This is a genomic window from Polaribacter sp. KT25b, from assembly GCF_900105145.1.
Classification (GTDB): Bacteria; Bacteroidota; Bacteroidia; order Flavobacteriales; family Flavobacteriaceae; genus Polaribacter.
Map to the genome: position 1 here is coordinate 947,442 of NZ_LT629752.1, position 23,364 is coordinate 970,805.

The following is a 23,364-nucleotide window of genomic DNA, read 5'->3' on the forward strand; positions in this document are numbered from 1 at the left end:
AAGAGGTTTATGGTAAAAAGTAAAATATAATTAATAAAACAAACAGAATATTTCTCTCTACTTTGGAGAGAGTTAGAGAGAGGATTATGAATTTAGAAAATATAAAAACATTAGGAGAATTAAAGAAATCTGGATACGAATCTAAATCAATTAAAGATGAGTTAAGAGAAAATCTCATCAGTAAAATGATGAATAAAGAAACTGTTTTTAAAGGTGTTCATGGTTATGAAAACACAGTAATTCCAGAATTAGAAAGAGCAATTTTAAGTAGACACAATATCAATTTATTAGGTTTAAGAGGTCAGGCAAAAACGCGTTTAGCAAGATTGATGGTAAACTTGTTAGATGAATATATTCCAGTGGTTACAGGTTCTGAGATTAACGATGATCCTTTTAATCCAATATCTAGATATGCACTGGAATTGATTAAAGAAAAAGGAGATGAAACTCCGATTTTTTGGTTGCACAGAAGTGAACGATTTGCAGAAAAATTAGCCACTCCAGATGTTACCGTTGCAGATATTATTGGTGATGTAGACCCTATAAAAGCAGCCAATTTAAAGTTGAGTTATGCAGATGATAGGGTTATCCATTTTGGTATGATTCCAAGAGCAAACAGATGTATTTTTGTAATTAATGAATTACCAGATTTACAAGCCAGAATTCAGGTTGCTTTGTTTAATATTTTGCAAGAAGGCGATATTCAAATTAGAGGATTTAAATTGCGCTTACCTTTAGATATGCAATTTGTATTTACAGCAAACCCAGAAGATTATACCAATAGAGGAAGTATTGTTACGCCTTTAAAAGATAGAATTGGTTCGCAAATTTTAACGCATTATCCAGAAGATATAGAAACGGCTAAAACCATTACCCAGCAAGAAGCAAACAAAGTAAATGCTCAAAAAGAATTTATAGAAGTGCCAGAATTAGCAAAAGATTTGTTAGAACAAATTGTTTTTGAAGCTAGAGAAAGCGAATATATAGATGCTAAAAGTGGTGTAAGTGCCCGTTTAAGTATCTCTGCTTTTGAAAATTTATTAAGCACAGCAGAAAGAAGAGCATTAATATCTGGTGATGATAAAACAATGATTCGACTAAATGATTTCGACGGAATTATTCCTGCAATTACAGGAAAAGTAGAATTGGTGTATGAAGGCGAACAAGAAGGCGCACAAGTAGTGGCAGAAACTTTAATTAAGAATGCCATTAAAACATTATTCCCAAGTTATTTTCCCGAGATTAAAAAGTTAGAAAGACAAGATGCAGAATCTCCTTATGATGATATTATTTCTTGGTTCTTTAATGCAGATGAAGATTTTGAATTGTTAGATGAATATTCTGAGGAACAATATAAAACTGAATTAGATAAGGTAAAACCTTTAGATGATTTTGTGAAAAAATATCAACCAAATATTACAAAAGAAGAAAGTTATTTCATAAAAGAATTTGTTTTATGGGCGTTAGTAGAATTTAAAAAATTAAGTAAATATCGTTTTGCAGAAGGCACACAATTTAAAGATCCTTATGGTAATTTTATAAGTGGATTGTAATTAAAAATTAAAACCTCATAGACAAAAAACTATGAGGTTTCTAGTTAACATTAATTCAAAATTAATGGGTAATCTATTTCTGTAGGGTTTAAAAAATATTCTGCACTGTTTTCTTTTAATAATAACAATGTTTTTAAATTTTTAATTTCTTCTATACTAAAAATCAAGATTAAATTTTGATATAATTTAGTTAGAGACTTTTTTTAGTTTTACAAGCATAATAATCTTACTAATAAGCAACATCTATATTCGTAATTTAATTTCTGAATTGTAAAAGTTGGTTTTTATAAAACTGAAAATACATTTTTACTTAATAAAAAAGAAAGTATAGCTAATTTCAATTTGGACGATACTACCTTTTAAATCGATTTAATTTTAATAATAAAGTGTAGAAAAAATAAATACTTTAGATTAAACTATTGTTAAAGAGTGTATTTATTAATATTATGCTCTTCATTAAAACCTGCATTTTTTAGGTTTGATATACGTTGAATTTTATTTCTATAACTTTTAGGAGTTACATTCATTTTTTTCTTAAAAATTCTATTAAAGTTAGATATATTGTTAAAACCACACTCATAACATATTTCTCTTATGGTTTTATTAGTCTCCTGTAGTAGTTTTATAACTTGAGTAATTCGAAAATCAATAACAAATTCTGTAAAATTTTTATTTGCTCTTTTTTTAAAGAAATGACTAAAGGCAGATTCACTCATATTATTAATTTCAGCTATTTTCTTTACACTGAGATTATTGCTTTTATAATTTGCAGTTATATAATCGTAGGTTTTATGAATTTTTTGATTTTTTGAAAGCTCAAGATCAGAACTAAAACCAGCTCCTGCAATATAATTATAACTTTCAGATTTAGCTAGATTATTTAATATAGAAAGAAATTTAATTGTAGCATCAAACCCTTTTAAATTAAATAAATCATGGAGCTGAATAATTAAGTCTTTTTTAGTTTGTTCATAAAAACATAACCCTCTAAATGAGTTTTCTAATAGATTCTTTATGGGTTTTAGGGAGTTTTTGTTTAGAATATTATTTGATAATAAATTTTTATCGAATTGTACTGTAATAACTTTAGCTATCGAGTTTTTATCATCAGTTCTTTCCCATTTATGATATAAATTAGGTCCCAATAGAACTAAATCCGTTTTATGAAAGTCATTTACAGAATCTCCAATTATTCTTCTACCAGAACAATTCATCACTAGGTTTAGTTCAAACTCTGGATGTAAATGTATTGGGTAATCAAAACGTGCATTAATGTGGTTTTGAATAACAAAAATATTAGCATCTCTTAAAGGTGTAATTTCTGAATAAACTTTCATTTTTATATTATTAATTAATTTTAGTTCTATTTTAGGTAATTTAACATTTTTATTGATATAATATTAGAAAATTCATAAAAGTATTATGTTTTAATTCTAAAGTGTACTTTTTAACTTATAACAATAACTAATTTTACCATACCGAAAATTAATGTTAAGTATCGTTAGTAAGTCACTAATATTTGATTGCTATTATTTTCATTAATATACTAAAAACTAAAATAATTGAATTAAACTAAAAAATGAAAAAAAATAAGAAACAAGTAATTACTCGTAGTTGTTTATTGTTATTTTTTGTGCTTCAAACCGTTTTTATGGCCAGTGCACAAGAAGTAAAAAGAGAAGTTTCTGGAAAAGTTATTGATGAAACTGGTATGCCTTTAATTGGGGCTAATATTTTGGTTAAAGAAAGAAACATTGGAACTATAACAGATTTTGATGGTTTTTTTAAGCTAAGTATTACAAAAGATGCTAAGGAACTTCAAATCTCAATGCTTGGGTACAAAACTCAAAATGTATTATTAGTAGACAAATTAGAATTTGAAATTGTTTTAAAAGAAGACATAAACCAATTGTCTGAAATTGTATTAATTGGTTATGGTGGAGCAAAGAAAAAAGAAGATTTAACTGGTGCTGTTGGTACAATTTCAGGTAAAGACTTTAAAGATCAACCTGTAACTAGAGTAGAACATACCTTAAGTGGTAGAACAGCTGGTGTGCAAGTAAAAAGTAATTCTGGAGCTCCAGGAGGTAATTTGTCAATACGTATTCGTGGTTCAAATTCAATAAAAGGTAATAACCAACCATTAGTGGTTGTAGATGGTGTAATTGGTGCTAATTTTCAATTGGTTAATCCAAATGATATTGAGTCTATTCAAATCTTAAAAGACGCATCCTCTACAGCAATTTATGGATCTCGTGGAGCAAATGGTGTGGTGATTATTGCAACTAAATCAGGTAAAAATAAAAAGCCTAGTATCAGTTTTAATACTTTTCATAGTATGTCTTTTCTGCCAAAAAAGATAGATTATCTAAATGCTGCCGAATTTGCAGAATTATATAACTCTTATGATAGAGATTTAAACTTTATTCCAGGTGTTTATGCAGCTCCTTTTTCAGCAGCAGACATTGCTATTTACGAACAAGAAGGAGGTACAGATTGGCAAGATGAATTATTTAGACAAGCATTTTCTAGCAATTATCAAATATCTGTTGCAGGTGGTGCAGACAAAGTTAAATATTATTTGTCTGGAGAGTATTTAAATCAAGAAGGTATTGTTATAAATTCTGATTTTAAAAGATACAATCTTCGCTCAAAAGTAGATGTAGAGTTGAATGATAAAATGGACTTAACTCTAAATATGGGTTGGAGTAAGTTAAAAGGCGTTAATAATGAAGATGTAGGACATCAATTAGGAGCAATTGGTCGTTTACCTCAATGGTCTCCTATAGAACCTATTTGGGATGTTGAAGGTGTGTTATATAATAATACTCCTCAATATGGTGCCGTAAGTGGAAATCCTGTAGGATTACAATATGCAAATATTAGTCATAATGAAACCTCAATATTTCAGCCTAGCGCAAAGTTTTCTTATGAAATTATAGAAGGATTAAAAGCAAATCTTTTTGGTTCATATGAAAATACAAACACAACAGTATATAATTTAGAAAACAATCATATTTTAGACCCTAGTCCAGATGTGGTTTCTAGAGCCTCTATCAATAATATAGGAAGAGAAAGAGGACAAGTAAATTTTATTTTAGATTATTCTAAAGAAATTGGAGAGCATAAACTTCAGGCTACTGGGATTTATGAATCTGGAAGTTATATAGAAAAAGGAAATTTTAATGGAGCAAATGGTCTTAACGATGTAACTTTAGGTTGGAATAATTTGGCTTTAAGTGAATCGCAAACCTCATCTTCATATTATTATGATGAATACTATAATTCTTTAGCACTAAGAGTAAATTATTCTTTTCTTGAGCGTTATTTAGTAACAGCAACAGTAAGAAGAGATGGTGTTTCTAAATTTCAAGGAAATAATAGGTATAGTACTTTTCCATCATTTGCACTAGCATGGAATCTAGGAAAAGAAGAATTTATTCAAAATTTTGATGTATTTAGTAATTTAAAATTACGTGCTAGTTGGGGTGAATCAGGTAGTCATGCTATAGGTTCTTATGCTACGCTCCCTTATTTTATTCAGAATGGAGAAAGTAATTATCATCCAAATGGTTCTGGTACTCAAACTTATGTAGGGTTGGGAGTTGGTGCTCCAGGAAATGAGAATTTAAAATGGGAAACAACAGCTCAATATGATTTAGGTATAGAGATTGGGCTTTTTAATAATAAGTTAAATTTTGAAGCAGACTATTACAATAAAGATACTAACGATTTATTGGTAGATGTAACTTTAGCAGATTATATTGGAGGCGAGAGTATTCTTAAAAATATTGGAACTATCAATAACCAAGGATTTGAGTTTTCGGTAAATTCAAAACCAATTATTAATGATTTCTTTTCTTGGGATGTTTCTGCAAATATATCAGTAAATAGAAATACTGTAGTAGATTTGGGTGGAGATGAGTTGGTATTAGCTTCAACACTTTATGCAGATTCTACCACACCAATAACAGCAATAAAAGTAGATGAGCCTTTAGGATCTTTTTATGGATATAATTTTTTAGGTGTTTGGAAATCTAATGAAGTAACAGAAGCTGCTACTTTTGGTAACAAACCTGGTGATGCTAAATATGAAGATGTTAATGGAGATGGACAAATCGATTCTGAAGATTTAAAAATAATCGGAAATGCACAACCAGATTTCACGTTTGGATTTAGTAATACTTTAAATTTTGGTGATGTTAATTTCAGTTTTATTATCACGGGGCAAAAAGGAGGAAAAATCTTTAACGGAGTTTATCAAAAATCTATTGGATTGTTTGGGCAAAATAGAGCATTTACAAGTCCAGAATGGTATAATAGATGGAGGGTAAATCATGAAGATACCGATGTTCCTGCTTTTAGTTCAACTTCTCAAAACTTTCCTAATAGTAATCGTTGGTTACAAGATGCAAGTTATTTAAGAGTACAAAATATAACGCTTTCCTACGACTTTAAAAAAGAATTTATATCTAAGTTAAACTTATCAGAATTCCAGTTTTACATTAATGCAGAAAATATATTTACTTGGACAAACTACACAGGCTATAGTCCAGATATTTCAAGTGCTGGTCGTTCTACAGGTGGAGGTTCTACTACAGATGTAGATCAAAATATAGATACTGGGGCTTACCCAGTACCAAGAACATTTACAATAGGACTTAAAGCTAAATTTTAATAAAAAAACATAAAGTAATCATGCTAAAAACTATAAAACAATTACTTGTATTTGCAATTCTAGTTGCCTTATTGGGTTGTGCAAATAATTTAGAAGAAGAACCAAGAGGTAAGGTTAACGATCCAGAAAGCATTTATAAACAATATGCAAACTTAGAAGCAACTGTAATGGCAATGTACGCAGGCATTCGTGGAGATGCTAATTGGTCTAGAGGTTTTGCTACTTCTGCTTATATGACCACTATGTTCGGGGCAGATGACTTAACTACTCAAATTGGAGGAAACAAAGGAGAATTTCGTGAGTTCGATTCGTTTAATAAATCAGCAAACAACGGAGCTATGATGAATCTATGGCGTGGTTGTTACAATGCTATCTTAAATGCTAACGAAGTTATTGAATATGGATATTTAACCATTGGAGACCAAGAAGAAATAGATAACTTAATTGGCCAGGCGTATTTTGTTAGAGCTTTTAGCTATTTCTATTTAGTAAGAAGTTGGGGACGTATTCCTCTATACACTTCGGCTAAAACTTTACCTACAGATATTGGCTTGTCTAATGTTGAAGATGTTTATGCAGTAATTATAGACGATTTATTACAAGCCGAAAATTTATTACCAACAATTCAAAGTCTACTAGGGTTACCATCACAAGGAGCTGCTAAAGCATTACTTTCTGAAGTATATTTAACCCAAGCAGGTTGGCCTTTAAATGTGCAAGCTAGTTATAAATTAGCTGCAGATAAAGCCAAGGAAGTAATAGACAATAAAGGTGTATATGGATATGATCTTCTTCCAGACTTTGCTAGTCTTTGGCTTAGAAGTTATGATAATAGTTCAGAATCTATTTTTTCTTTACAATACGATAATTCAGATGGAGCAAATGCCTTTCACATTTCAGGAAAAGCTTCTATGCCAGAAGGTGAAGAAAATGGTTGGGATGATTTTTTTGTAGAATTAAATTTCTTTAATGAGTTTCCTGATGGACCTAGAAAAGATGCCACGTTTAGAACCAGCTTTTTAACATCAGATGGGGTTACAGTGCATTACACAAATAGTGCAACAAAACATCCATATTATGCAAAGTTTAGAGATGGTGCCGTTGATGAAACAAATCCTTCAACAGCTACATTTTTTAATAATGCTGCCTATATGTTAATTAGATATGCAGAAGTCTTATTAATTTATGCAGAAGCTCAATCAAGAGCAGATGGTTCTCCAAGTTCTTCTGCATATGATGCTTTAAATCAAGTAAGAGTTAGGGCTGGTTTAATACCATTGTCTGGACTTGGAACAGATGAGTTTATAGAAGCAGTAATAGACGAAAAAGGTTGGGAGTTAGCAGGAGAAGGACAACGTTGGTATGATTTGATAAGAACAGAAAAAGTAGCAGAAGTAAACAATAAAAGAAGTTCAGAAGAACAAGTTAAAATTATTGGAAGCACAGGTACAGATAATTATTATGCTCCAATTCCAGAATCAGAAATATTATTGAATCCTAATTTAGGTAATTAATAACTTATAAAAAAAATCAAGTGTTAGAAATTAAAAGACATCCACAGAACCCAATTGTAATTCCTGGAGAACAAGAAATTAGAAAAGTAGTTACCTTTAATCCAGGTGCAATTTATGATAATAACAAGTTTTATTTATATGATAGAGCAGCAATAACTTTAAGCCCTTTTAGAACAACTATTGGAATTCTTGAAAGTGATAATGGAGTAGATTTTAAACCTCTACAAGATGAGCCTGTATTTACTTCAGAAAAATTAGGTTTCCCAGAAGGTAGTGTACAAGACCCAAGAGTGGTTAAAATTGATGGTAAATATTATATGAATTATGCTTTTCAACCTTATGGTTTTAATTGTTATCCAACAGGAGAAGGAGTTCCTTTTTATGATGTTTCTAATTATCCTAAATGGAAAGAAGAAGTTTATCCTATGATTACACGTTCTGGAATTGCTGTTTCAGATGATGGAATCAATTTTGAACAATTATGTTACACATCACCAAAGGAAATAGACGATAGAGATCATATTTTATTTCCAGAAAAAATTAAAGATAAATTTGCTTTGTTACGTAGACCTATTGAATTTGTTGGAGATGAATATGGAACAGATAGACCTGGTATTTGGATTTGTTTTTCAGATGATTTATTTGAATGGTCTAAACCAGTTTTAATAGCACGTTCTGAAGAACAATGGGAAGGAAAAAAAATAGGAGCAGCAGCCAATCCTATTAAGACAAGTAAAGGTTGGTTGGTTATGTATCACGGTGTAGATAAGGGGTCTGTATATAAAGTTGGTGCTCTTTTATTAGATTTAGAAGACCCAACAAAAGTAATTGCAAGAACTAAAAATTACATTATGGAGCCAGAAGAATATTATGAAAAAGTTGGTTTAATTATTCCTAATGTTGTTTTTCCAACTAGTTTGGTAGAAAAAGATGGTTTGTTATATATCTACTATGGAGCTTGTGACACAAGTATTTGCTTGGCAACTGTTAAAACAGAAGAACTGGTTAATCATATTTTAGATCCTAATTCTTAATAAAAAATTATAAATGATAAGCAAGATAAAAGGAGAGTTTTTGCATTTTAAAACTATGCCACATGGCATGAGAGTATTGCTCATTACTAACATGATTTATTCTATGGTATTACCAATTATAGAGGTGTTTGTTAGTGCTTATATTATGCGTAGTCAAAACGATCCAAGTTTGGTGTTAAAGTATCAATTAGCTGTGTTTACCGGAATTCCAATTACATTTATAGTTAATGGTTATTTACTTAACCGCATTAGGGTTGCACATTTATATAGTTTAGGAATGTTACTTAGTGGCGTGTCTATGTTTATAATGATGTTTTTAGATAATTTAGACTTAACTGCAATAATAATATCAGGTTTTTTAATGGGGTTGTCTTATGGTTTTTTCTGGTCAAATCGCGACTTTTTAGCCTTAGAAACCACTAATGATGAAAATAGGAATTATTATTATGGCTTAGAAACTTTCTTTTATACCATATCTGCTATTATAATTCCTGCATTAGTAGGAGCATTATTCTTTTATACCAATGAGTTTAATTGGTTTGGAGGAGGAGAAGTGATAAGTTATAGGTTATTAACTGTTTTGGTTTTTGTACTTACTATTACATCAACGGTTATTATTCATCGTGGAAAATTTCAAAACCCAAAACTTAAAAAATTCATCTATTTTAAATTTGATAATTTATGGAATAAATTATTAGTACTTTCTGCTCTTAAGGGGTTGGCACAAGGATATTTGGTAACTGTTCCTGCGATTTTAATTTTAAAATTGGTTGGGAATGAAGAAACTCTTTCTACTGTTTTGAGCTTCAGTGGTATTATTGCAGCTGTTACATTGTATTTGTTAGGTAGGTTTACTAAACCAAATCATCGTATTTACATTTTTGCTATCGCTTATATTATCTTTTTTATCGGCGCTTTTATACATGCTTATCTGTTTTCAGCATTAGGTGTAATCATCTTTATTTTAAGTAAAGTATTATATCAACCATTACATGATATTTCATATTTTCCAATTCAATTAAGAGTAATAGATGTTTTATCAGAAAAAGAAAATAAAAGTGAGTTTTCTTATATCTTAAATCATGAATTTGGTTTATACATAGGTAGAATAGTTGGTATTGGCTTATTTTTAATGTTAGCGGCTTTTGCTTCAGATACCATTGCATTAAGGTATTCACTTATAATTATTGGTATAGTTCAATTGTTATCTATTCCTTTAGCTAAACATATCATAAAAAAAACTAAATAATAAAATAAAATTTTAATCATATGAGTTTAAAAATAATAAATCCAAAAGTTAGACTTGTTCTAATTTTATTAATAGTAACCTTATTTTCTTGTGAAAACGAAGATGGAGAAAGAAGGTATGACCCAGGAGCAAATGATTTACCAAATAGTGGAATTACATTACCATTAAATGAAACTTTTGAGGTAGGTAAACCATCTACAGTAAATCAAAAAGTATACATGCATTATTTACCTTGGTTTAGCGAGGGTGTAGAAGGAAATCACTGGGAAAATGGTACTGTGAACGAGCCTTTAATTGGGTATTATAGCTCACAATCTTGGGCAACACATTTGTATCATATTTTATTGTCTGCTGCTGTAGGTATTGATGGCGCTGTAATAAATGTAAGAACAGATTACGATCAGACCTCTTTTAAGAAATTTGTAGAATCTATAGAACGTATTGATGCCATTTATCCAGAATTTAAATATGATATTGCTGTAAGTTACGACGATCAAGATGCAACACCAGCTTCTGCAATTGCAGAGTTTACAGATTTAAGAGATGATATAATTCCAAATACCAATCATTATTTATATAAAGATGGAGAACCAGTTATTTTTATTTGGAATTACGATGGATATTTAACTTCTCAAGATTATAGAGATGTTGCCAATTTAGTTTTTACAGACAATATACCTCTTTTATTAAAAAATGAATTGGATTTAGGAGCAATTCCTGGTCAATTTGTTATGAATTCCATTTATCCTTGGGTTCAAGGTTGGGCAGATGATGGGTCTGCTTGGGGAGAAGGTTATATGAATTGGTTTTACAACACACAAATCGATTTTAAATTAAATAATAAAGTTGAGTTTGTAACTGGTGCAGTTTGGCCTGGTTTTGATGATAGAAATACATCTTGGGGGCAAGGAAGATGGATAGATCGTAGAAATGGTGGAACTTACGATGATACTTGGGCACTTATAAACGATACACATCCAGGTGAAATTGATTGGGTTATTTTAGAAACATGGAATGATTTTAATGAAGGTTCCGAGCTTGAACCAATAGCTGGCTCTGGCAATTATCAGTATATGGATTTAACAGCAAACCATATTGCCACTTATAAAGGTGTCTCTACTTTAATTGACAGTGAAAAATGGATGTATGGTGCACCAATAAGAATTTATGAGGCTGCTAAATTAATTGAAGATGGAGATAGAGATTACAATGTCTATTATCCTGTTTTAGAGGAGTCTATTAAGCATTATTTAAAAACAAATGGGCAAAAAGCTTATGAGTTGGCAGAAGAGATTATATCTGGTTCTTAATACTAAAAATCTAATGAAAAACTTTATAATAGGTCTTTGTTTTTGTTTGTTTTTGTTTCAATGTGTAGATAGTAACAAATCTAAAATTACAAAAAGTAGCTTGCCAAAAAACAAGACAAAGGTAATTGCGCATTATATGGGATGGTATTCTGATAAAAATTCTCAGAATAAAAAACTCAGGCATTGGGAGCATGGTTATGCAAACACACCAATTATTGGAGCATATAATTCTAAAAGTAAAGCCACTTTAGTATACCATAGTTTATTAGCATGGTCATCTGGTTTAGATGCCATTGCAATTAATGTAAAAGATAAATATGATTATGAAACTATGGAAGAATTATTTAACACTATAGATGAGTTGCAATCTATTTCTAAAGGAAAATTTAATCTTAAATACTTAATTAGTTACGATGATCAAGGATTTGATTTGCAAGAACCTTTAGATACAACTTTTGTGAAAGTGAAAGATTTTAAAGAACATATCATAAAACGTAAAAACTATCTTTTTCATAAAAATAATCCTTTATTTTTCTCTTTTGATTATCCTAAGAAGTTCTTAACAGCAAAGAGTTTTAGAACAGTTATAGATTCTGTATTTAAAGAAAACAAACCTTATTTAATCTGGAACACCTTTGGTGAAGGAGAAGAAGTACAAACTTATGTAAATGCTTTTTATCCTTGGGTACAACCAGGAGGAGAATGGGATACAGAAGGTTTAAATTGGGGAAAAGGGTATTTAAATTATTTCTATGATCAGGTAAATAAGTTTGAAACCAAATACAGTTTTGTAGTTGGAGGTGTATGGGCAGGTTTTGATGATAGAAAAAATACTTCTTGGGGAGGAAACAGGTTAATTAGTAGACAAAATGGAAAAGTCTATGATGATACTTGGAACTTTATACATAATTACAAAGGAAAATTACCTATGGATTATGTAGTATTAGAAACATGGAATGATTGGAATGAAGGTACTGAGATTGAACCTAGCCTGGAGTATGGTTATCAATATTTAACAAAGACAGTAAAACATATTAACAAATTAAAGGGAACAAGTATTAAAGAGAATTCATTAAAATTTGAGCTGGCAAAAGAAATTCATGATGCCATTCAAAAAAATAATGATACAATTTCAGAAATACTCAAAGAATCCATTGAATTATTTTGTAAAAAAAGCTACAAACAAGTTCAAGAAAAACTAAAATAACAAATAATTTATTTCGCTTAAAATCAACAGTTTAATTTTATGAATAAACTGAATAGGATATTTATGCTAAAATTTAGCCTCTAAATGTGTTTAATTTTTATTAACTAAAACTAATTTATTATGAGAAAAATTTATTTTATTTATGTGTTATTCGCACTAATTTGTAACACAGCTTTCGCCCAATTTAAAGATGGTGGAATTAATTACGAAATAGTAAGCAATATTACAATGACTGCCCAAGTAGGTAGTAATAACGAATTAACAGGAGATATTGTAATTCCTGAAACAGTAACAGACGGAACAAATACCTACACTGTTGTTTCTTTAAAAGGATGGGCTTTTGCTCAAGGTGAAGCAGCAGTATCTTCTATAACAAGTATTTCTTTGCCAAATACAGTTGCAAGTATTTCTAATGATGCTTTTGCAAACAATACCTTATTAACTTCTGTAAGTCTTGGAGAAGGTTTAACTTATATTGGAGTAGGTGCATTTTACAAAGCTGGGTTAAAAAGCATAAGTATTCCCAACTCTGTAACTACCATAGATAATGTAGCTTTTTTTGCAAATATAGCTTTAGAAGAAATTAATTTTGGAAGTAGTTTAACTTCTGTAGGAAGTCAAGCATTTGCTTATTGTAACCCATTGTCTAGTGTAAGCAGTTCTGCAATTACACCACCATCTTTAAATGCAAATTCATTTGAAGGTTTAGTATTAGCTAATATTAATTTATCTGTACCAAGTGAAAGCGTATCAACATATTCAAGTTCATCAAACTGGCAAGGCTTTAATATTGGAGTGTTAAATACAAATGTTTTTGAAAAAGAATATTTAATTACAGTTTACCCTAACCCTGTATTTAAAGAACTTCGAATTAATATACCACAAAATATAGTTTTGAAAAGTATCAAAATTTACGATATTAAGGGGCGATTAATTTTAGTTGAAGATAGCAACAAAATAGATGTTCAAAATTTATCAAAAGGACAATATTTTACACTCATAGAAACGAATAAGGGTAAATCTATCAAAAGATTTATAAAAAGTTAAGGTTTTCTATAATACTAATTATAGATAGTTTTTTAACTTAGAATTATCAAACCTAACATTAAATAGTATTGTAATTTTTAACAGTTATTAATGTATTACTAAATATGAGTTTAAGGGTAGAATTTGTTTTTTTACTATTTGTAAATTAGTTCATTTTTTTGATAAAAAAATCTATAAGAGCATTTGAATTCAAAAAATCTCACAATCTAAATTTTGTGAGATTTTTTAATTTAAAATAAAAGCATAGTTGATTTGCTCTAAAGATATAAAATCGTTGTCTGAAGTTTTTTTTAATAATAAGAGTTTTTTTAAATCTTCAATTTCTTCTAAACTAAAAATCAAAATTAAATTTTGATGTAATGTTGTTACAGGGATTTTTCTTTTTTTAGTGGTTGATGCATAATAATTTTGCCAGTAATTTACATCTATATTTGCAATATATTTTCTGAATTCTAAAAGTTGATTTTTATCAAATTGAAAATAGACATTATTAAACGTTAATGCATAATTTTTACAACCATAGCAAACTGCAAGTTCTCCATTTTTTACACTTGATATTATTTTAGAATTCTGACACATACATTTTAATTTAGTAACAATCTGTTTTAATTTGATAATTCTCTTTAAAAGCTTTTAACGATTTTTTTAAAGAATTTTCTGTAATATTACTTAATAATTCAGTAACTCCTTTTTGCATAGACAAAGACCCACAAATTAAAATTTCGCCTCCAGATTTTAAAGTGTTTGCTATTAAATCAGAATGATTTTTTAAAAGATCTTGTACATAAAACTTCTCTTTTTGTTCTTGAGAAAAAGCAGCATTAAAAGATGTTAAAGCTTTATTTTCTAAAGAAGTATTTATGTAATTTTTATAAATTTCTAATGATTTTTTTGTTCTTCCTCCCCAAAATAAATGAACTTTTCCTTTTGATTTTTTCTCATTTATCATTCCTAAAAAAGGAGCAATTCCAGTTCCGTTGGCAATTAAAATTACTCCTTTTGCTTTTTTGGGAAAATGAAAGTTTTCATTTTTTTGAATATTAGCTACAACTATATCTTTCTTGTTTAGATTGTTTAAATTGTTAGAACAAAGGCCAAATTCGTGTTTTTTTATGCTTAATAAAATTGTGTTATCAATTTTTGCAATAGAATATAAACGACTCCTAGTCTCTCCTTTAGGAGTAATAGAAAGCAGATCTCCAGACTCAAATTTTATTTTTTTTGATGGTTTTAGTTCAATTAAAAAAGTATCATCAATATTTATTTCAGGTTTATTGATAACTGTAAAAATTTGTTCTTTAAAATTTTTTTTGTCTAAATCTTCTTGATTAATAAGTAAATTTAATTTGTAAAAAGAACTCCATTCTTTTAGCCAATTTTCAAAATCCACAAATGATTGATTATTAATTTTAAAAAGAGGTAATATTGGCACAAATTTTTGATGTAGTTGTAAACTAGCTTGCACTAAAATGGCGAACTTACAATATTCTTTATATGATTTTGATCCAAAGCCAATTACAGAGAGTTTTAGTATCCTTTTCTGATATGTTTTTTCAATTAATTTAATAAATTTAGTAGCATTTACAGGCGCTTCACCTTCTCCGTAAGTTGCTGCGAATATGATGATGTTTTCTGCTTTTTCGTAAGTAGTGTATTGGTTTAAATCTGATAAATAAACGCTTTTACCAGCAATTAATAATGCGTTATAAAATGCATTTGCAAAATTAAAAGTGCTACCTGTTTCTGAACCTACCAAAATGATAAACTCTACTTCATCTTTATGAAACTTGTTTTTAATTTCGAATTTATTTTTTTTCCTTTTTAAAGACATAGAAAATCCAGAGAAAACAAAAAATAGAATAGCAAAACAAGCTAATAATAAAACAATAGACCATAAAATAGATCCTTTACCTGTATGAAGCAATAAGCTATAATATGAACCAAAAGCAACTAAAGGTTCTTTTTTCTGACTTACAATTTGCCCTGTAAATTGTTGAATTGCAACTTCTTTATTCGCAAGTTTTACAAAGAAATAATCTTCTTCATCTTTAGAAAATGGAAATTCTATTTTCTTAACTTCATCTAATTTAGTTGATTTAAAAAACTCAAAATCAGCTAAATTAATATTTGAAGCATTTTTTTTCTGAGTAATATTTTGATGAGAAGAAGTGTCTTTTGGTAATAAAGAAAATTTTTCTAAAGACAAATAAACACCTGTTATTGTTATAATTACAATAGGAATTAAAGTGTATCTACCAATAATTATATGATAATATTGATTAAAATCTTCTTTAATAATTTTAGAAAAGAACTTAGAAAATCCACCTTGTCTTTTCGCTATTAAAATAACGCCAGTTGCACTAATTAAAAAAAGTAAAAAAGAAACAAAACCAATAATAAATCTTCCCGTAGATTTTAAAAATAAAGAACGATGCAAGTTGGTTGCAAATTCAAAAATGGGCTTCTTTTCTAAAATTTCACTGATTTTTTCTCCTGTTTTTGGGTTGATATAAAAAGTATCACTTTTACCATCTTTTAAAACAACATTTGCGGAAACAAAATTATTTTCGTCAATTTCTAAAGTAATTATTTCATCATATTTTTCGTTCAAAACAGATAGTGTTTCAGAAACAGAAACAGCATCAATAGAAACAATATTATATGGATTTAGCTTTTCAGAAATAGGCTCAAAAGCTAAAATAATTCCTGTAATAGAAGCAATTATAATAAATAAAACAGAAGATATAGCCAACGTTAAGTGACTATATCTCCAAATAGAAATTGTCATTTAGAAATTTATTGAGGATTAAATTTTATTATTTTTACCAATTTTACAAAGAAAAAATCTTTAGATTTCTTAATCGTTTAATTTGTAAAATTCGTGTTATCTTAACTTATTGTGGCATCATTCTTACATAACGAATAAACCCTTTTCCTTCAATTTTAGATTTCACATTTTCTGAAGTTAAATCAAATTCTACATCATCTTTATGATATTCTTGGTCTTCTACAGCAGTTTCAAAACGGATTTTATATCCTTTATTAAGCTTGTCATTATCTATTCTGATAACACTAATTGTTCTTTGCCCTCCGCTTATAGTTGCACCAGTAATTGCATCAATATCAGCTCTTTTTTTTCCTTGAAAAGTCCACCATTCTGTAATGTCAAAATACCATTCATCATCATCTCCTTGCACGTATAATGTTTTTTCATATTCTCCTTTTGGGTTTAATAATGAGACTACTACATAAGCGCCTTCACCAGTATAATTTTTCATTTGAATCATACATTTGTAAGGAGAACTTTCGCTAAATTTTTTAAAGCTGAACAATGTTGAAATCAATATTAAAAAAGCGGAAGTTATAAGTATTGTTTTTTTAGTTTTCATTTAGAGTTTATTTTAAAAAGTTGATATCTTGTTTTTTTAACAATTCATTTTCTGATGCTAAATCAAAAAGAGTTTCATCATAATCTGTTTTTACATTTATATCTGCTCCAATACTTATTAAATATTTAATAATTTCTGTGTTTTTTGCTTTCATTACAGCAATTTGTAAAGCAGATAAACCGTCTTCATTTTTTGTGTTTACATCAATATTAAAGCTCGATAATCTTTGTAATAAAGCCAAATTATTTTCGCTTGTTGCAATGTGTAATAAAGTATTTCCTTTATTTTGAAGTTGATTTATAACTAGTCCATTTTTTTCTAAAAGGATTAATTTTTGTTCAAATACTTCAGGTTTCTTAGTACTAAAATTACGAATCAAATAATATGAAAGTGTATTTCCTTCCTTATCAATTGTATTAATATCTGCTTTATTCTTTAATAAAAATTCAATTACATCAACCGAATTTCTATTTACTGAATTTGTTAAAGCAGAAACTCCATTTTTATTTTTTAGGTTGATGTCTTTTACATATTTAGATAAAAATGTTACAATTTCTAAAGAGTTATTACTTGCAGCATTTATAAATGGCGAATTACCATCTTTGTCTTGTAAATTAATAGAAACACCTTTATTAATAAAGTATTTAAAACTTGCAAGATCTTTATTGTTTCTTGCTATATAATGTAATGGATTTCTATTATTTGCATCTACAATATTTGGTTTTATTCCATTTTTTTCTAAAAACAGATATGTTTCTAATTTGTTTTGGCTTCTTCTAGATCCATTTGCCGCAAAAATCATTGCATTTTTTCCTTTATTAACTTCTCTATTTAAAAGTATTTTTAAGAATTGAATATTACCTCCTTTTGCAGCATATTCAAAAAGTCCATTATCGTTAATATCTTTATCATTTAAAGTAGCACCTTTTGATATAAAATAATCTACTAATTTATCATCTTTTAAATGTGAAGCAATCAACAAAAGCGCATTAGCATCATCATGATTTTTTTCTTTTGTAATATCTGCGCCAACTTTAAAAGCATATTCATATACTTCTTTTTTTAATTGACCAGTAGAAGCTGCAAAATTCATATAAGTATTACCATGAGTATCAATTACATCTGTTTGTGCTCCTTTGGCAATTAAGTGTTTCATGATTTCTACATTGCCTTTGTATGCTGCCCAAAAGATATACGTTCTACCATCGTGTGTTAGTTTATTTACTCCATTTCCTTTTTTTGATAAAAGATATTTAATGGTTTTATTGTCTGTTTTCTCTAAAATAGCATACATAGTACCATCAAAAGCATTGATGTTTAAGGCAGTAAGATCATTGCCTTCATCAATTTTTTGATCTATAATTGTAATACTAGGATTTGTTTTCCAAAAACTTCTATCATGGAAAATATTGTTTTTTTGTGCAGATACAGAAAAACTAATCAGTAACAAAAGAAGTGTTATTTTAATTGATTTTATCATTTTTTTATTTTTTTACAAACGATTCAATAACTTTATTCATTTCCTTTTCTTCAGTAATTTCATCAGAAAATAAATGCTTGTATAAAGGCTTATTATCTACTTTAGTTTCTAAAGTTAGATTTGTGTTTCTACTAAAAACTTCATCCCATTTATTTCTAACTAATTGCCATTTTTTGCTATTTGCTTTCCACCAATCAGCAGCAGCTTTACACTTACTATCAGCAACTCTTATGTAGGTATTATATCCTTTTTCTTTTGCTAAAAGAATATCTTCTTTATCTGCTTCGCGAATGATCTTACTATTATCTTGGTCGTGAACCCAACCATAATTAGTTATTTCATGTCTATTTCCTCTAAGGGTGATATTATAATCGCTTCTTTTTGTATATTCTCTTCTTGGTAAAGGTGCAGTAGTTTCGCTTTCCCAATAACTTTTTCCATCAACATGCACCCAAGTTCCTGAGCCTTCATAACGAGGACTATCATCTACTTGATATACTTTTTGTGTCCATTGTTTTTTAACTTCTTTCTTATCTTTTTGTTCAAAAGTCCAGTTATTGTTTCCATTAAACATGTAAAAATCTCTATTTTGAAATAACCAATCTTGTCTCCAGTGTTTAATAATCATTGGTTTTGCAGGATTACCAACTTGTAAAAGATGCTGAATAGAAATTTTATTATTTTCATCTTCTACTAAACCAGCCCATTCTAAACCTTTATCAACTTTTGTTTTTGATGGTTTATAAGTAGCATCATCACTATAATTAAACGTTTCCGAAAAATTGAAAGTCACTTCAAAACAGCCACACATCTCTTTTATGGCATTTTTATCTTTCGATTTTTTGCTCTGTGCATTTATTGATATTGATACTAAAAGTAGTAAACAGCTAAATAATAATTTGTTCATTATATAATTTTTAGGTTTTATTAATTTTTGACAAAAATATAAAATTTATTTAGATTGATTAAAAATAAGGTATATATTTGCCGAAAATTATTAAGAATGTTTCTAAATAAAGGAATTATTATTGTTTTAACTTTATTTGCAGTTGCTAGTTTTTGTCAAGAGAAAAAAAAAGACTCAGCAAGAATTACTGTATTAGACGAAGTAGTTGTTACTGGGCAATACAATCCAGCATCAATAAAAAAATCTGTTCATAATGTAACTGTAATTAAAAGAGAGCAGATAGAAAGTCAAGCAGCAAATAACTTGGCAGATTTATTAAATTTCAATTTAAACTTAACAATTATTCCTAGTTCTCAAACAGGAAAATCTACTATTTCATTTTTTGGTTTAGACTCTCAATATTTTAATATTTTGGCAGATAACATTCCAATTGTAAGCGATAATGGTTTAGGTAATAATATAGATTTAACACAAATTAATTTAGAAGATATAGAGCGTATAGAAATTGTAGAAGGTGCAATGGGCGTAGAGTATGGAGCAAATGCAGTCTCTGGTGTAATAAATATCATCACTAAAAAAAATATAGACACTAAGTGGCGCATTAATACTTCTATACAAGAAGAAACTATTAGCAATGAATATGCATTGTTTAATAAAGGAAGGCATATACAAACATTTAATGTTGCTAATAATATTAATAAAAATTGGTTTGCAAGAATTGGTGTAAATAGAAATGATTTTAAAGGTTTTTACAATGAAAAGCAAGGTGGAAATTATTATAAGAACGATGGTTTAAGAGGTTTTGATTGGTTGCCAAAGCAACAATTTAGTACTACAGGATTATTGCAATATCAAAGAGAAAATTTTAAGCTTTTTTACAAATTTGAATATTTTAATGAGCTTTTAAATTATTATGACGCCAGTGTTAGAGCAAATATAAATACCCAAGCACAAACAAGTAACCCGTCTGCAACAGATAAAATTTTTACAACAAATAGATTTGTAAATAATATAAATCTTAGTGGTAAATTAAATACAGGAGCAGTTTATAATGCATCTTTTTCATTTCAAGAACAAAAAAGGAATTTAAACGAATTTAACTTATTTATTTTAAGTAAAGAAAGAAGTAATGAAACGGATGAAGTTTATCAATCTAGTAAAGTTTTCTTTTCTAAAGGAAGTATTAATAATTTTGTAAAAAGTGATTTTTTTAATATTCAATTAGGTTACGAAACAAGATTTATAAGTGGTTTTGATACACAGGCTTCAGGTGATGTTACTCAGCAAGATAAAACACAATCTCAAGATAATTATGCTGTTTATGGCTCATCAGAATTTACGATTTCTGATGCTTTTTTAGTAAGACATGGAATTAGATATGAATATAATTCTCTTTTTAAATCTAAAATTTTAGCTTCTATTAGTGCACGTTATTTAATGAAAAAAGGATTTGAACTACGTGCAAATATTGGAACTTCCTACAGAACTCCAAATTTTGAAGAATTGTATTATTACTTTGTAGATTCTAATCATGATCTTAGAGGTAACGAAAACTTAAATCCAGAAAATGGATTTACGTCTTTTATCAACCTAAAAAAATATAGTTATTTAGATGATTATTCAGTATTAAATACTATTAAAATTAGTTATTTAAATGTTGCTGATAAAATAGATTTGGCAATCGTTAATCCTACACCGTTACAATATCAATATATTAATATTGATGCTTATAAATTATGGGGAATTTCATCAGAAAATAGCATTAAAAAAGATAATTGGACTTTTAATTTTGGAGCTACTTTACAAGGTATTTCTAGAATTTTAAATAATGAAGTTAATGCAGAAAACAACTATTTATATTCTTTTCAATTAAACACAAGAGCAAGCTATAACATAAAAAAATGGCAAACAACAGTTACCTTATTATTAAAACATAATGGTAGTCAGCAAGATTATATTGCTTCAGAGACAGATGCTGATGGAAACTCGATATTCTCAAAATCAACAACCAGTGCTTATAATTGGTTAGATGCTTCCATTAAGAAATCATTTTTTAAAAATAAAATTCAAGCAACTTTAGGAGGTAGAAATTTATTTGATGTTACTAATGTTAATGTTAGTAACTCAGGTGCAGGAGGAACTCACGCTTCTAACAACAACTCTTTACTACTCGGCTATGGACGCTCTTATTACTTAAAACTATTATATAACCTTAATTTTTAAATTTATTAATATGACAAACAAATTTTTAACTTTTATTTTATGCTCAGCTGTATTTTCATTTACAAGTTGTAGTAGCGATGACTCACCAATAGAACCAATAAAAGTGGTCATAGAAGGTGCATCAATTTCTCCAGAAGTTGGTGGCCCAAATGAACCTAATCAAGTATATATTGATTTAAGTACAAATACAACCAATGCAGTAAAAAGAGATTCTTGGGACTTAGGTTTTTATGCTGGATCAGAATATAGAGTAACTTTAAACGGATCTCTCTACATGGCAGCAGGTCAATTATCAGAAACAGATATAGATGTAGTAATTTCTACTTCTGCAGAAGTACAAGAATTACAACCAAAAGTTGCAGTAGGTACTTTTGATGCAGCAAATACTACTTATGTAGATTCGCCAGATGGAACAATAACAGCAACAGCAATTGCAGAAATTTCTGCTACGGATGCTAATAATAAAGTGTATTTGTTAAATTTAGGAGATGAAATAGGTACTGAAACACCAGCAACAGGAAGTGTAGATATTTCTGATGATTCTAGAGGATGGAAAAAAATAAGGATTTTAAAAAGCGGAAATGATTATGTTTTACAATACGCAGATTTAGATGCTACAACTCATAAAGAAATAACAATTTCTAAAAGCGCAACTCATAGTTTTACTTTTTTCAGTTTTAATACAGAAAGTGAAGTTATAGTAGCGCCAGAAAAAACAAAATGGGATTTAAACTTTACTGTTTTTACAAATGAAATTTCAGGATACGGTTCTTACGGATATTCAGATTACGTAACAAATAATACAAAAGCAGAAGTAAAAGTGTATATGATTGATACAGATGTAGATGCTTTTACTTACGATAGTTTTTCGCTATTAGATGTAAATAATACAAACTTTACAAACGATCAACGAAGTATTGGTAGTAGTTGGAGAAATGGAGGAGGACCAGGTAGTTTACCTTCATTAAAAGAAAATGTGTTTTATATTGTAAAAGATACAGATGGTAATTTATACAAGCTTAAATTTTTAGCATTAACAAACGCTGATGGTGAGCGTGGTCATCCAGAATTTGTATATAGTTTATTACAATAGTTTATTTTTTATGACTAATTATTACGAGTTTTAATATTAGCATTACACAACCGAATTATTTCTATAATTCGGTTTTTTCTTGTCGTTTCTCTTTTTGCTTGGTGTATCCAATACAAATAGCTCTTTCTGTAACTTGGTGCAAAATTCTTAAAGTTGATAAAAGCAGTTTTATTTTTATTAAATTCAGCTTGTAAATCATTAGGAATTATACCTTTTTCAACTACATCTAAAGCAAACCAAGAACCATTTTGTTTTGCTATTTCAATAATTTCTAATCCTTTTTGATGCATTAAATTATCAGCAATTAAGTTTTTAATGTGTTTTTTATTAACAGCGCTCCAAACACTTTTTTGTTTTCTAGGGCAAAAATATTGTCTTCGTTTTCCATCACCCAAACTCTTAACAGTGGCATCTATCCAACCAAAACACAAAGCAACTTTAACAGCTTCTTCCCAACGCATGGATTCCTCTTTATTTTCTATTTTATAAAATATTAGATAAACACCTTTTGAAAATTCATGATTTTTAGATAGCCAATTTCTCCATTCAATATCATTTTTAAAGTAAAATACTTCGATTTCTTTCATAATTTATTATGTTAAGAATAACTCTTTTAGTTTTATTATCCAATTTTTGGGCTTTGAAATTTCAAATTTTTAAGAGTTTTTACATATAAAGAG

At 28.6% G+C, this 23,364-nt stretch carries 17 protein-coding genes and 1 pseudogene; 10 read left to right on the forward strand and 8 right to left on the reverse strand.

Annotated elements, in window-relative coordinates; genetic code table 11:
• The first annotated feature begins 86 nt into the window (after positions 1-86).
• Positions 87-1,553 carry a magnesium chelatase gene (locus tag BLT70_RS03940; protein ID WP_091891845.1) on the forward strand — a complete coding sequence of 489 codons (1,467 nt, stop codon included), beginning with the start codon at positions 87-89 and terminating at the stop codon, positions 1,551-1,553.
• Between the two features lie 50 nt (positions 1,554-1,603).
• Here BLT70_RS03940 and BLT70_RS17550 read toward each other — a convergent pair.
• Both BLT70_RS17550 and BLT70_RS03945 read right to left on the reverse strand, forming a co-directional pair.
• A pseudogene (locus BLT70_RS17550) lies at positions 1,604-1,729 on the reverse strand (DUF6686 family protein); the annotation flags it as partial.
• A gap of 246 nt (positions 1,730-1,975) precedes the next feature.
• Entirely contained in the window at positions 1,976-2,890 is a 915-nt protein-coding gene (locus BLT70_RS03945; RefSeq protein WP_091891847.1) for an AraC family transcriptional regulator, read from the reverse strand.
• A 242-nt stretch (positions 2,891-3,132) separates the two neighbouring features.
• Between BLT70_RS03945 and BLT70_RS03950 the strand changes: the two genes are divergently transcribed.
• The 7 genes from BLT70_RS03950 (at position 3,133) to BLT70_RS03980 (ending at position 13,592) form a co-directional block, all read left to right on the forward strand.
• Positions 3,133-6,231 (forward strand): TonB-dependent receptor, encoded by a 3,099-nt coding sequence (locus tag BLT70_RS03950; protein ID WP_091891850.1) that lies wholly within the window; start codon positions 3,133-3,135, stop codon positions 6,229-6,231.
• Between the two features lie 20 nt (positions 6,232-6,251).
• Positions 6,252-7,745 (forward strand): RagB/SusD family nutrient uptake outer membrane protein, encoded by a 1,494-nt coding sequence (locus BLT70_RS03955; protein ID WP_091891853.1) that lies wholly within the window; start codon positions 6,252-6,254, stop codon positions 7,743-7,745.
• A 20-nt stretch (positions 7,746-7,765) separates the two neighbouring features.
• Positions 7,766-8,779, forward strand: a complete 1,014-nt coding sequence (locus BLT70_RS03960; protein ID WP_091891855.1) for a glycosidase — start codon at positions 7,766-7,768, stop codon at positions 8,777-8,779.
• A 13-nt stretch (positions 8,780-8,792) separates the two neighbouring features.
• On the forward strand, positions 8,793-10,028 hold the full coding sequence (locus tag BLT70_RS03965) for an MFS transporter (RefSeq protein ID WP_091891858.1): 1,236 nt from the start codon (positions 8,793-8,795) through the stop codon (positions 10,026-10,028).
• A gap of 20 nt (positions 10,029-10,048) precedes the next feature.
• Entirely contained in the window at positions 10,049-11,338 is a 1,290-nt protein-coding gene (locus BLT70_RS03970; RefSeq protein WP_091891861.1) for a hypothetical protein, read from the forward strand.
• A 13-nt stretch (positions 11,339-11,351) separates the two neighbouring features.
• Positions 11,352-12,545 (forward strand): glycoside hydrolase family 99-like domain-containing protein, encoded by a 1,194-nt coding sequence (locus tag BLT70_RS03975; RefSeq protein WP_157691833.1) that lies wholly within the window; start codon positions 11,352-11,354, stop codon positions 12,543-12,545.
• Positions 12,546-12,665: 120 nt separating this feature from the next.
• On the forward strand, positions 12,666-13,592 hold the full coding sequence (locus BLT70_RS03980) for a leucine-rich repeat domain-containing protein (RefSeq protein WP_091891867.1): 927 nt from the start codon (positions 12,666-12,668) through the stop codon (positions 13,590-13,592).
• Between the two features lie 225 nt (positions 13,593-13,817).
• On the opposite strand, the gene BLT70_RS17220 is transcribed toward BLT70_RS03980, so the two are convergent.
• From BLT70_RS17220 to BLT70_RS04005, 5 genes are all read right to left on the reverse strand, one after another.
• A complete protein-coding gene (locus BLT70_RS17220; protein ID WP_172824383.1) occupies positions 13,818-14,171 on the reverse strand; it encodes a DUF6686 family protein in 354 nt (117 codons plus the stop codon).
• A 10-nt stretch (positions 14,172-14,181) separates the two neighbouring features.
• Positions 14,182-16,380, reverse strand: a complete 2,199-nt coding sequence (locus tag BLT70_RS03990) for a PepSY domain-containing protein (protein WP_172824384.1) — start codon at positions 16,378-16,380, stop codon at positions 14,182-14,184.
• A 106-nt stretch (positions 16,381-16,486) separates the two neighbouring features.
• Positions 16,487-16,981, reverse strand: a complete 495-nt coding sequence (locus tag BLT70_RS03995) for a DUF2271 domain-containing protein (protein ID WP_091891870.1) — start codon at positions 16,979-16,981, stop codon at positions 16,487-16,489.
• Positions 16,982-16,988: 7 nt separating this feature from the next.
• Complete coding sequence (locus BLT70_RS04000) at positions 16,989-18,461, reverse strand: ankyrin repeat domain-containing protein (protein ID WP_091891873.1); 1,473 nt, start codon at positions 18,459-18,461, stop codon at positions 16,989-16,991.
• A 4-nt stretch (positions 18,462-18,465) separates the two neighbouring features.
• Positions 18,466-19,368 carry a DUF6607 family protein gene (locus tag BLT70_RS04005; protein ID WP_091891875.1) on the reverse strand — a complete coding sequence of 301 codons (903 nt, stop codon included), beginning with the start codon at positions 19,366-19,368 and terminating at the stop codon, positions 18,466-18,468.
• A gap of 96 nt (positions 19,369-19,464) precedes the next feature.
• Here BLT70_RS04005 and BLT70_RS04010 point away from each other — a divergent pair, with 96 nt between their 5' ends.
• Entirely contained in the window at positions 19,465-21,591 is a 2,127-nt protein-coding gene (locus BLT70_RS04010) for a TonB-dependent siderophore receptor (RefSeq protein WP_091891878.1), read from the forward strand.
• A gap of 10 nt (positions 21,592-21,601) precedes the next feature.
• A complete protein-coding gene (locus BLT70_RS04015) occupies positions 21,602-22,684 on the forward strand; it encodes an HmuY family protein (RefSeq protein ID WP_091891880.1) in 1,083 nt (360 codons plus the stop codon).
• Between the two features lie 14 nt (positions 22,685-22,698).
• Here the strand turns inward: BLT70_RS04015 and BLT70_RS04020 are convergent, their stop codons facing one another.
• Positions 22,699-23,271 (reverse strand): YdeI family protein, encoded by a 573-nt coding sequence (locus BLT70_RS04020; protein WP_091891883.1) that lies wholly within the window; start codon positions 23,269-23,271, stop codon positions 22,699-22,701.
• Between the last annotated feature and the right edge of the window lie 93 nt (positions 23,272-23,364).